Source organism: Actinospica durhamensis (assembly GCF_018139695.1).
GTDB classification, from domain to species: domain Bacteria; phylum Actinomycetota; class Actinomycetes; order Streptomycetales; family Catenulisporaceae; genus Actinospica; species Actinospica durhamensis.
On record NZ_JAGSOG010000260.1, the window covers coordinates 1 to 12120 of the forward strand.

General features: G+C 73.1%; 7 protein-coding genes. 1 reads left to right on the forward strand and 6 read right to left on the reverse strand.

Annotation, left to right across the window (positions count from 1 at the left end; all coding sequences use genetic code 11):
- Positions 1-134: 134 nt before the first annotated feature.
- The 3 genes from KDL01_RS32960 to KDL01_RS32970 are packed head-to-tail and all read right to left on the reverse strand — an operon-like array spanning position 135 to position 5109.
- Positions 135-401 (reverse strand): hypothetical protein, encoded by a 267-nt coding sequence (locus KDL01_RS32960; RefSeq protein WP_212532594.1) that lies wholly within the window; start codon positions 399-401, stop codon positions 135-137.
- A 14-nt stretch (positions 402-415) separates the two neighbouring features.
- Complete coding sequence (locus KDL01_RS32965) at positions 416-4402, reverse strand: DUF6531 domain-containing protein (RefSeq protein ID WP_212532595.1); 3987 nt, start codon at positions 4400-4402, stop codon at positions 416-418.
- A complete protein-coding gene (locus tag KDL01_RS32970) occupies positions 4402-5109 on the reverse strand; it encodes a WXG100-like domain-containing protein (RefSeq protein ID WP_212532596.1) in 708 nt (235 codons plus the stop codon). Before KDL01_RS32970 ends, KDL01_RS32965 begins: the two co-directional genes overlap by 1 nt.
- 664 nt (positions 5110-5773) lie before the next feature.
- Here KDL01_RS32970 and KDL01_RS32975 point away from each other — a divergent pair.
- A complete protein-coding gene (locus KDL01_RS32975) occupies positions 5774-7753 on the forward strand; it encodes an AfsR/SARP family transcriptional regulator (RefSeq protein WP_212532597.1) in 1980 nt (659 codons plus the stop codon).
- A 6-nt stretch (positions 7754-7759) separates the two neighbouring features.
- On the opposite strand, the gene KDL01_RS32980 is transcribed toward KDL01_RS32975, so the two are convergent.
- From KDL01_RS32980 to KDL01_RS32990, 3 genes are all read right to left on the reverse strand, one after another.
- Complete coding sequence (locus KDL01_RS32980; protein ID WP_212532598.1) at positions 7760-9085, reverse strand: MFS transporter; 1326 nt, start codon at positions 9083-9085, stop codon at positions 7760-7762.
- Between the two features lie 8 nt (positions 9086-9093).
- The gene (gene lanKC / locus KDL01_RS32985; protein WP_212532599.1) at positions 9094-11802 is read right to left on the reverse strand and encodes a class III lanthionine synthetase LanKC; all 2709 of its coding nucleotides are present in this window, start codon (positions 11800-11802) and stop codon (positions 9094-9096) included.
- A 133-nt stretch (positions 11803-11935) separates the two neighbouring features.
- Positions 11936-12120 (reverse strand): hypothetical protein (locus tag KDL01_RS32990; RefSeq protein WP_212532600.1); only part of this gene is annotated, 185 nt, incomplete at its 5' end.

Below are 12120 nucleotides of genomic sequence, written 5' to 3' on the forward strand. Positions count from 1 at the left end.
TCAGCTCCCGACACGTGACCCACACGTCGGGACCTGCCAGTTCACCCGTCCACTCACCCTGCATGACAGCATTCTGGCCCAACCGCTGCGCGGCCGGGCCAGAACAGAGATCTTCATCGGACTTCTAGCGCGACTCACCAAGGAGACGGGATCTCGCCCCGGGCGATCAGCCGCCGGGACTCCTCGTCGTTGCGGTAGGGCAGCGGGATGACGCTCAGCGGCAGCACCTGCCCGGTCGAGCGGGACCTGGCCGCGATCGGGCGCACCAGCGGGCGCGGCCCGGGGCCGGTGGCCATCCACTTCGCCAGGCTGGTCTCGACCGTGCCGAAGGGGTGGTCGACGGTCAGCACGACGTCTTCGGGGTCGATGCCGCCGGCGGCATCGGGGATGGTCTCGGTCATGGCGCACGCTCCGGTCAGGGTTTGCCGCGGTACGGGTTCGCTTCCCACTTCACCAGATAGTTCGAGAGGTCGTTGCCATTGAACAGCATCTCCGTCTCCGAGATCGACAGCGGGTTGTTCGGCATGACAAGCCGGTCCGTCGGGACCCGGAACGTGGCCATGTCCGGGACCTGACGCGTGATGTCGTGCAGCCATGGGTCGGTGGTCGCGGCGGCGGCGTGGTAGTCGCCTGCCACCGAGATGAACGGGGTGTTGACGGTGTCGCCCTGCATGTGGTCCTCGGCCCGCTGCGCCGCCCACGCCGGATCCTGCATGTCCGAGGCGACCTTCGCCTGCACGTCGGGCGGCGCCGAGGCGAGCTTGGGCTGCAACTCGTACGGATTGGTGCGGTCGCCGTAGCGATAGACCGTCGTGACGTTGTCGTTGGACGGGCTGTCCTGGAACGAGTCCTGCGGGTCGAGGCCGAGCGGGTCGGCGGCGCGCAGCGGATTCGCCACGTAGGCGTGGTCGTTCGGGGCCGGGACCAGACCGAGCGGGTCCGCGCTCAGGTAGTGCCCGGCCCGCGGATCGTAGTACCGGAAGTAGTTGTAGTTCAGCCCGGTCTCGGCGTCGTGGTACTGCCCGGGAAAGCGCAGCGGGCACTCGACCGTCGTCTCCGCCGACCCGGCGTCTCCGCCCGAGCCGCCCGGGCCTAGCGGCCCGCCCCACAGGTTGGTGGTGGCCTGCCAGACGATCTCGCCGTGCGGGGAGACCAGTTCGGTGGGCGTGCCGACCAGGTCGGTGACGATGGCGTGGAAGGTCCGGTCGATCTCCTCCTGCGGCGCGTCGGCGGCCCGGCTCAGCCGTGTCTGCGCCACCGGCCGGTACGTGCCCGGCTCGTAGTCCCAGACCAGGGTGACCGGACCGCGGCCAGGCCCGACGCTGGTCTGTTCGGCCAGCCGCGTGCCCTCCCAGCTGAACAGCGTCTCCTCGGCCACGCCGCCGTCCTGCGCCAGCCGCTGTTTGGCGACACGCCGCCCCACCGCGTCGTACGTGTAGCGCCAGACGATTCCGTCCGGCTTGACGACGCGGATCAGCCGGTCCTCGGCGTCCCAGGAGTACGTCCAGACCCGCGCCTGCCCGGACAGGGTGCGGCGGGTGGCGCGTACGACGCGTCCCTGGGCATCGTGTTCGTACGTCGTGCGACCGGCTCGGCGGGTGAGCGTGCCGGTGATCTCACGCGCTTCCGGCGCCGACTCGGCGTGGTCGCCCGGCCAGGACGCGGCGGCGAGGTTCCCCATCGCGTCGTACGCGTACGCCTCGGTCCAGGTCGCGGCATCGACCCCGGTCACGCGGCCGGCCCCGTCCACGGCGTACTGCCGGCTTCCGCGCAGGGCGTCGCCGATCTCGAGCAGCGCCCCGTCCGCGCGATACGTGTACGAACGCTGCTGAACCGAGCGGTACTCGCCGACCTGCGCAGTGTCCTGATGCCCGTCCGGGCCGGGCGCGGGCGCCTCGTACGCCCAGATGGCCTGGCCGCTGAGCCGGCCGACCGGATCAAAGCTCTGTGAGAGCGCCGCGCCGGGGCCGAGGATGCGGTTGACCTCCCGGCCGGCCGGGTCGTGCTGGAAGGCGAGGGCGCCCGCGCCGGTGTCCAGCGCCGCCGGGCGCCCGGCCTCGTCGTAAGCCCACTGCGACGCCACCCCGGCCGGCGTCACCCGGCCGACGCGACGCCCGACCGCGTCGTACGCGTAGCTGACCGAGCGGCCGTGCGCGGTCTCGCGCAGCACGCGGCCGAGCGCGTCGCGGACGTAGGAGACGGCGCCCTCCGGACCGGTCGCCGTGTCGATCCGCCCGGCCCCGTCGTACGTGAACCGATACACCGCGTCCGTGGTGCGCCGCTCGAGGACCCGGCCGGCCACGTCGCGGACCAGGGTGGTGCTCTGCCCGGCGCCGTTCGTCCGCTCGATCAGCTGTCCGGCCGCGTCGTGCCGGTAGCGGGTGACCCGGTCGTTGAAGTCGGTCTCGCGCACCAGCGCCCCGCGCGCGTCGTACGCGTACCGCCACGCCGCGCCCCGGCCGTTCGTCACCGAGCTCAGGCGAAGTTCCGCGTCGTAGCCGAACTCGTAGCGCGCGCCGGAGGGGTCGGTGCGCGCCGTCACCCGGCCGAACGGGCCGTATTCCAGCAGGGTCGTCGCGCCGGCCGGGCCGCGGTGCTCGGTCAGCTGCCCGGCCTCGTCGTAGACCCATTCCTCCAAGGTGCCGTCCGCGGCCAGCCGCCGCAGCGGCCGGCCCGCCACCGTCCACTCGATCCCGGTCGTCGCGCCGAGCGGGTCGATCACGGTACTGATGCGGCCGAGGCCGTCCCGGCTCGCCCGGATCGTCGCGCCGAGCGGATCGGTCACCGCCACCGACAGTCCGGCCCGGTCCGTCTCGAACCGGGTGACCCGCCCCAGCGCGTCGGTGACCGCGAGCACCTGCCCGAACTCACCGTACTGATACGCGCTCTGCGCGCCGCTCGGATCCCGCTGGGAGAGCAGGTTGCCGCGCTCGTCGTAGGCGTAGTGCCAGACGCCGCCGTCCGAGCCGGTGACCGTGGTCGGCCGCCGCAGCGCGTTGTACTCGAGCACGGTCGCGGCGCCGTCCGCGTGCTCGATGCGCACCGGATCGCCGCGCTCGTCCCAGGTGATGCGGGTGACCCGGCCCAGCGGGTCGACGTGCTCGCGCAGCCGGCCGTAGCGGTCCTGCTCCGTGCGCGTCACGCCGCCGAGCGCGTCGACGCTCTGCACGACCTGGTGGCGCTCGTTCCAGTGATAGACGGTGGCGTGGCCGAGCGCGTCGGTCATGGTGGTGGTCCGCGCGGCCGGGTCGTAGGCGAAGTCCGCGCTCAGGAAGCCGTCGGTGCCCTCGGTGTGGATGACCCGGCCGTCTTGCCCGTAGACGTAGCGGTAGCTCTGGCCGCGGTCGGTCCACCGGGTGATCCGCTCGTCCCGGTCGTACTCGAACAGCACGAGCCGCCCGGCGGCGTCGGTCACGTCGGTGAGCCGGCCGAGCGCGTCGTAGTCGAAGGTCGCGATGCGCGCGTCAGGGTCCTGGCCGTGGCCGGTCAGGTGCAGCCCCTGGATGCGGAACCCGTGCCGGGTCCACGCGCTCTCGACCGCGACGTGATAGCCGCCGGGGTGGTGCACGTCCGTCGGCACGCCGTCCGCGTCGTAGGAGAAGACGGCGCGATTGCCGTTGCGGTCGCTCACGGCGCCCAGCGGCCGGGTGCGGCGGCCCCGCACCGGTGCCGGGAAGTGCAGCGTGCGCCCGAGCTCCGGCTGCTCGATCCGGATCTCGTCGGCGGCGCGGTCCCAGGCCAGCGGCCAGCGCGCGCCCTCTTCCGGCAGCACGTCGGGCAGTTCGTCCGACGGCACGGGGTAGTGCAGCACCACGCCGTCCGGCCCGGCGTAGCGGACGCACGGGCCGTCCACCTCGACCCGTTGGTCCAGCGTCGACGCCCACGACCGGCCGAACCAGCGTCCGTGCCGGTACCCCGAGACGTGTACGCGTTCGAAGACGAGCTTGAGCAGGCCGGGCAGCGCCAGGTCGCGCTGGACCAGGACCATCTCGCCGGTGGCCAGGTCGATCGGATCAGAGCCCGTAGTACGGCCGCCCGGCGGCGTCGACTCGTCCACCGGGTTCTCGCCGCCGAGGCTGCCCTCGTCGCTCGCCAGTGTGCTCGCGGAGGTGTCGGCGGACGCGTCCGCGGCGCTGCCGGCGGAAGAGTCGGCCGCGCCGCCCGCCGACGTGTCGATCGTGCTCGCGGTCTGATCCGCGGTGCCGTCGAGCTGTTGGCCGACCTGTGTGACCGACTGCGCGGTCTGCGCCTCCTGCTCGAGGGTGTTCTCGAGGTTCTGCTCCTCGGTGTCCGCCACCTTCCCGAGCAGGTTCTCGCTCATCGCCTCCGCGCCGCGCGCCCCGGCCTCCCCGATCTGCACGCCCGCCTGCTCGGCCAGCTCCGCCGAGAACCGTCCGGCCATCAGAAGCTCAACCCCGCGATCCCGTCCCGGAGCGTCGAGCCGTGCGACTTCATCGTCTCCACGTGCGTGCGCATCGTCGAGATCTGCGCACGCACCTGCGCCTCGTCCAGCTGGAAGCCCCCGCCCGCGTCCCCGGCCGCGCCGGTGCTCGACCAGTCGAGCCCTGACATCAGCGACTCGAACTTCGCCAGGAAGGGCTTGAGCGCCGCGTTCATCACCTGGCCCAGCGCGTACTGCTGCAGGGTCTGCAGCAGCGCGTTGCCCATCGCCTCGCCGATCTCCTCGAGCCCCGGCAGCGCCGCCAGGCTCGCCCCGAGGGTCTCCGGAGCCGCCGCGATCGCGGCGAAGTACGACACAGCGAGCTCCACCATCTGCGCGATCGCCTCGAGCTTCTGCGCCACCACGTACACCGCCCACGCGTCGAGCGCGTCGGCCGCGATCCCGGCGGCGTCCACGATCTCCGTGACGTGTCGCGAGGAGAGCTCGGCCCACCCCGACTTCATCTGCGCCGTCGACGCCCCCTGATGCGCCTGCGCGATCGCGGAGACCACCCCGGTCGCGTCCTGGTGCGTCCGGTCGACCGCCTGCCCGAAGCCGCGTACCAGCGTCGCGAACTGATGCAGTGAATCCTCGTTGATATAAGGCCACTCGATCCCGATGATGTTCAGGAAGTTCACCAACGGCGTGGGCAGATCATCAATAGCCACACAAGCCTCCCTGGCACGGCAGCTTTCGTGTCCTTATACGGACCCAAACTACCTCGGCCAAAGATCGTGCACCAGGTGGATCGGCGATATGGGGAGTGAGGGTATTGCGGGGCACGGTCGTGTTCGTCTGTGCAAAATCTGGGTGAAATCTATCCTCGACCGAGCCGGAGCCCGAAGAAAGCGCTTGTCGGGAGGGGTGCGTGCGCGCTTTCGCAAGAGGGGGCCAGGGGCGCGCGGAGGCGCGGCGGAGAAATCTTCGAGCGCCGTGTGCGCAACGGCGCGTTGATCGGAGTGTGCTGATTCGATAGTGGTGGAGAAGTCCGTACGGCACCGTTGACAGTGAAGCGCTCTACGGCGAACGTAGAGCACAGACTTGCCGGTGGACGGCGGTAACCAGCGATGGACGGTCGGGTGAGGCCGGCCTTCTGTCACCGATGTCTGTGGAGCCCACAATGAGAACTACACCGCTCGGCCATGGGCCGGTGCCGCTCGGACTCGTTCGGGCCGGACGCCGGTGAACCACCCCGACACCTACGCGTCGGGGCAGGGGGCAGGACGTGGGACCGGGCACGCGGCGGGGGCCGTTGCCCGTTCCGGCGCAGGGACGACGGAGGGGTTCGGCGGTGGACCCGCGTGCTGGCTCGGCATCCTCGGGTCGCTGCAGGTGCGCTCGGCCGCGCTGGCGGCCAGACCGTTGGCCGCGGGGCCGCACAAGCAGCGCGTGGTGCTCGGCACGCTGCTGTGCCGGGCGAACCAGGTCGTCTCCGTGGACGCGCTGAGCGAGGCGCTGTGGGGGGACGCCCCGCCGCGCACGGCCGGCAAGAACATCCAGGTCCTGATCTCGATGCTGCGCAAGGGACTCGGCGGCCGGCCCGAGGACCCGGCCAGGGACGCCGATTCGGAGATCACGCTCACGCATCGGCACGCCGGCTACGTGATCGAGATCGGGCCCCGCCAGCTCGACGCGCTCGAGTTCCAGGAGCACGTGCAGGCCGGGCGGGTGGCCGAGCGCGCCGGGGACGTGGCAGGTGCGGCGCGGGCGCTGGGGACCGCGGTCTCGCTGTGGCGCGGGCCGATGCTGCCCGAACTGGCCACCGTGCCGATCATCGCGACGCAGGCGCGGCGACTGCGCGAGCAGTACCTCGACGCCTACGAGAGCTGGGCCGAGGCCGAACTCGCGCTCGGCCACCACGCCGCGCTGCTCGACGGCCTCAACGAACTCGCGCGGCGCCACCCGTTCCGCGAGCGGCTGCGCAGTGCCCAGATGCTCGCGCTCTACCGCTCCGGGCGCCGGGCCGAGGCTCTCGCGCAGTACGAGACGATGCGCCAGCTGCTGGCCCGCGAGCTCGGGCTGGCGCCGAGTCCGGTGCTCGCGCGGCTCTACGCGTCGCTGATCGCGGGCGAGGCCGCCGCCGCCGAGCAACCCGCCGCGCTCGAACCCCCGCGCGAGCGGGCGGCCCTGGTTCGGGAGGAGCCGCAGGCTCCGGCCGAACGCGCCCGGGTGCGGCTGCCGCGCGAACTGACCGACTTCACCGGCCGGCGCTCGGCCACGGCCGCGCTGCTCGAGGTGCTCGGCGACGGCGGCGGCAACCGCGTCGCCGTGCTCAGCGGCCCGGCCGGAGTGGGCAAGTCGGCGCTGGCCGTGCACTGCGCCCACCGGCTGGCGGATCAGTACCCGCATGCCCGGGTGATGGCTCGGCTGCGCGGCCCGGACGGCACGGCCCTGTCGATCTCCGAGGTGCTCGGCGACCTGTTGCACGCCCTGGTGCCCGACGCCGAGGCGCCGCGCGGGCTCGACGACCGCGCCGGGGCGCTGCGGGAACGCACCGCGCAACGCAGGATGCTGTTCGTCCTGGACGACGCCGTCACCGAGGTCCAGGTCCGCCATGTGCTGTGGGCGATCGGCGACAGCGCGGCGCTGATCACCAGCCGCAGACGGCTGACCGGTCTGGAGGGCGCGACGCAGCACGCACTCGGCCCGCTGCGCGAGCCGGAGGCGGTGGAGCTGCTGGGCCGGCTGATCGGCCCGGCCCGGCTGGCCGCGGACCCGGACAGCGCCCGGCGGATCGCGGCGGCCTGCGGCGGCCTGCCGCTGGCGGTACGGATCGCCGGGGCGAAACTGGCCGGACTTCGCCACCTGCCGCTGGCCCGCTTCGCCGAGCGGCTGGCCGACGACGGGCGCCTGCTCGAGGAGCTGACCGCCGGAGACCTGCGGATCCGGCCCGCGCTCGCCCTGGCGCACCAGGACCTCTCGCCCGGCGACCAGGCCGTGCTCGCCAGCCTGGCCGGCGCGCCAGGGGTCTGCTTCACCGGGGGAGAGGCCGCGGCCCTGCTCGGTACCGCGCTCCCGCAGGCCGAGTCGGCGATCGAGCGGCTGATCGAGGCGCACCTGGTGGAGGCACTGCCGATGCCGGACCTCGGCCCGGCCACGGCCGTCCCGGACGACCTGTCGGAACTGGACGGCCTCGGCCGATTCGGCGGCGGCAGCGGCAGCGGCTTCGGCGGCAGCGGCGGCCCGTTCTCCCTCAGTGCCCTGAGTGAGCTGAGCGAGGAGGAGGACGACGTGTTCGCCCAGACCGCCGAGCCGCTCTACCGCCTGCTGCCGCTGATCCGGGTGTTCGTCCGGGAGGGATACGCGCGCTGACGGCCCTCACTCGGCGTGCGCGGGCTCCTGCGTGGCCTGCTCCACCGAGGGCTCGGCAGCTGTCTCGGCCTGCTCGCCGTGCGCCTCGCGGCGGGCGGCCCGCAGCGCCGGCAGCAGCATGAGCAGCACCCACACCTCGCCCCCGCCCGCGATCGTCCACAGCGCGGCGCGCGGGCCGAGCCAGTCGCCGAGCCCGCCGCCGAGCAGGGCGCCGAGCAGGGCGGCGCCGGCGCTGAAGACCTGGAGCGCGGCGACGGTGCGCCCGACGGTCTGTTCGTCCGCGTCGTTCACGATGATCGGGCTCAGACCCACGTTGGCCAGCGCGCCGAAGAAGATCGGCAGGCCGAGGCCCAGGGCCGCGCAGGCCAGCGCGAGCGCGGTCGGGCCGCCGGCCAGCGGCAGCAGCAGCTGGCAGGCCAGTGTCGCGGAGAAGCACAGGATGGTCACCCGCCGCGGGTCGCGCCGCGGGGAGAGCACCTTGACCGCGACCGAGGAGCCGATCAGGCCCATGACTCCGGACAGCACGAACGCGAGGCCGTACACGCTGGTCGGGATGTGCACCACGTCGAGCAGGAACGGCGCGGTCAGCGCGGAGATCCCGGCGCCGGCCGTGGCCGGGATCAGGATGAAGCCGAGCAGCGCGCGGTGGAACGGGCTGGAGACGAACATCCGCACGCCCGCGCCCAGGCCCCGCACCGTCGCCAGCAGCGACTTGCCGCGCTCCACCTCGACCGGGACCACGTGCTTCATCGACAGCAGCGCGGCGGCGCTGAGCAGGTAGCTGGTCGCGTCCACGCACATCGCCGTCGCCACGCCGAAGGCCACGATGACCGGGCCGGCCAGCAGCCGCCCGACGAACCCGGCGCCGTACGCGCCTGCCTGCAGCCGGGCCCTGGCCGGGCCGACCTGGCCCGGGCCGGCCAGCTGGCGCAGGTGGATGAAGTAGATCACCCCGATCAGGATCGAGACACAGCCCTGCGCGGCGCACAGCGCGATCAGCCAGCCGAGCGCCGCGACGTGCGCGGCCATGCCCAGCGCGACGCCGGCGACCACGAGCGCCGAGACGGTGTCGAGCAGGATCAGGGTGCGCCGGGGCCGGGCGATGCGGTCGGCCAGTTCCCCGGCCGGCAGCGCGAACAGCAGCGAGGGCAGCACCGAGGCGGCGCTGAGCAGACCGACCTCGCCGGGGGAGGCGTGGAAGCGCAGCACCGCGGCCACCGGCAGCGCGATCGCGGTGAACACGGACCCGAAGGCCGAAGTGGTCTGGCCCCACCAGTACAGGTCGAGGTCGCGGTGCTCGGCACCGCGCAACAGGGGGATCGGCAGGCGCATCGCAGACCTCAGTTCTTGAGTGCCGGGACGAGGGGCGCGGGCTCGTGCGCGTGCGCGTGCGCGGTCTCGGGCGCGGGGCGCGGGTTCCACCGGGCCTGGACCAGCGCGTCGACGGTGAACAGCGCGTCGCCGGACGGGTCGAGGACCTGGGCCAGGGTGAGCAGCACGCCGGCCGAGCCGCTCCACAGCTCACTGCTGAAGCGCAGCAGCTGGTCGCCCAGGAAGCGCACGCCGCTCGCGTGCGGGATCGCCTGCTTGAACAGCGCACGCGCCCCGCGCAGCGCGGCCGCCCGGCTCTCGCCGTCCCCGGTGAGCGCGGCGTGCTCGTTCAGCGCGAAAACGAGCCCTGACATGCCCTGGAACAGTCCCGGCATGATCGTGTAGGGCTGGCGCAGCGGCAGCAGCAGCCGCGGCATGGCCTCGGTCAGCCGCTCGTCCTCGGCCAGCCGCAGGCAGCGGGTGGCCGCGAGGACCAGCCCGGCGGTGCCGCTGAACAGGTACGGCAGGATCCTGCCGTCCTTCTCCGACATCGGGAACAGCAGTCCGGGCGCGTCGGGCTCGTGCGCGCGGTCGAGTTCGGCGTGCAGCAGGTCGAGCGCGCGGCGCAGATAACGCTGCTCGCCGGTGACGCCCGCCAGCTGCTGCAGGGCCAGCGCCACCCCGGTGCGTCCGTGCATCAGGCCGGTGGCATTGTGCTTGCCGATCAGTGATACGAGGCCTGATTCCCTGCCCGGCTCGTCCCCGGGCAGCGCGTCGGCGAGGGCGCAGGCGCGCTCCACGTGCCGCTCGTCCAGGGTGTGGCCGTAGAGGCCGAGATGGGCCAGCAGCAGCCCGGCCGATCCGGCGTAGAGCGTCGCATTGTACTGAATCAGCGTGCTGGCGTCGGCCGCGGCCAGCAGGTCGCGCGCCTCGTCCAGCAGGCCGCAGTCGGCCAAGGTCCAGGCGATGCCCGCGGAGCCGACGTACAGTCCGGGCGGCAGACTGGCGCGCATGTCCGCGCAGTCCCGGCGCAGCCGCTCGACCAGCCCCTCCGGCAACGCCCGCCCGGCCCGGCGCAGCGCGTGCACGACGCCCGCGGTGCCGTACCCGAGGCAGAGGGTGTTGGTCTGCAACCCCGCCGGGATGGTCGGGAAGACGCGGTCCGGGTTGTCCGGATCGGCCGAGGCCAGCAGCGCGTCGGCGACGCGGTCGCGCAGCTCGGCGAGCCGGCCCAGCGGATCGGCGGCGACCTCCTGCGGCGTCGGGATCGGCCTGGCGCCGACGGCCACCGGACCGTCGCCCGGCTTGAGATAGCGGGTCACCCGGCGCGAGAGCGCCTCGGGCACGGGGGCGAGCTCGACCAGATCCGCGTGCGCATGGGCGAGCACGTCCGGGTTGAACTGCGCGACGGCGTTGAGCGGGCCGAGCAGGAACTGGGCCAGGGCGGACAGGCCGTAGTCGTCGTACACGGCCAGGTCCTCGCCGACGAAGCGGTCCGGCGGGGTGAACCCGGGCGTGCCGCCCTTGAGGAAGGGATCGCCGAGGCGGTGCGCGAGGCCGAAGTCCACCAGCCGCACCCCGTCGTCCTCGTCCACCAGGATGTTGCCCGGACTGACGTCGACGAACAGGTACCCGGCCGCGTGCAGCCGCTCGATCTGCGCCTCGAGCTGGGTCAGCACGGCTTCGCAGCGTTCGTAGTAGCGGGCGAAGTCCGCACGCGGCCAGCCGGGCCGCAGCAGCGGCGTGTTGACGGACAGCCAGTGCGAGAGAGCGACGCCCTCGATGTGCTCGACGGCGATGTACTCGTGCTCCCAGACCCGGAAGCGCGCGATCGGCTCGGGGGCGAGGCCGGGGGCCGCGGCATGCAGCGCGGTCAGCACCCGCCACTCGCGCTCGAGCTGCTCGGGCGCGGTGCCCTCGTCCTCGAGCGAGCGCACGTGCGGGCGCGCCTCCTTGATGAACACCGCCCGGCCGGTGGACTCCTCCCGGCAGCGGTACGTGCCGCCGGCGTTGGTGAAGCGGACCGAGGACTCGACCAGGTAGGCGCCGATCCTGGCCTGTGCGGGCTTCGCGGGCGCGGCTTTCGCCGCCGTGGCAGTTGCCTGTTCCGGCGCGTGCCGCACCAGGAAGGGATCGGACAGGCCCTCGGGCAGCCGGAACCCGTTGCCGCGCGGGTCCGGCACCACCCGTCCGTCGGGCAGCCGGACCGTTGGCGTACGCGTGCCGTCGGGCTCCTCGCGGAACCTCGGGGCGAAGGAGCCGTACCGGTAGAAGACGTTGCCGGTGCCCGGGAACCTGCGGTCGGTCAGGATGTAGGGGCCCGCCTCGCCGGGCAGCCGCTCCCGCAGCAGTTCCATCAGGGTCCTGGCGGCGGCCTCGTCCGGCGGGTAGGCCGCGATGAACTTCCCGCTCTGCGGCCGGGCCGCGTACTTGTGGTGCATCCACTGGTAGAACTTCGAGTTGCTCAGGTGCTTGAAGATGACGTCCTGCTCGAAGCAGGTCTGCGCGACGACGTCCAGCACCTGCCCTGCGCGCTCGAGGCGGGCCGAGACGTGCACCTTCCAGCCGGCCTCCACCACCACCTCCCCGGGCCGGTACCAGCTCGTCCACACGCTCTGCACGGTCGAGGTCCAGCCGGCCGGCACCGCGGCGGGCCGGTAGGGTTCGCCGCCGCGCGCGGTCTCCAACGGCGCGTAGTACTCCCGGTCCGCGGCGAGGTACTCCATCGGTATGTTCATGGCCTGCTCTCCTGATGCCGTGCCGTCGGGGCTGGGAAGCGCGCCGGGCCCGGCCGTGGATCTCGGCCGGGCCCGGGAGCGGCGCCACGCGGGGCGCGATGCGGTGCGGAGGCCGAGGCCGCCGGCGCGTGGATTATTCCTGGCTGGCGCAGGCGGCGAGGCTGACGGTGCTGCCGTGGGCCTGCACGTCGGTCTCCTCGGCCTCGGTGTCCTGCAGCGGCAGGACCGACTCGGCGGCCTCCTCGGCCTCGGACGACTCGGTGGGCTCGATGTCCTTGCTCATGACAACCTCCTGATGGGTGGGTGTGCGGGGAAGGG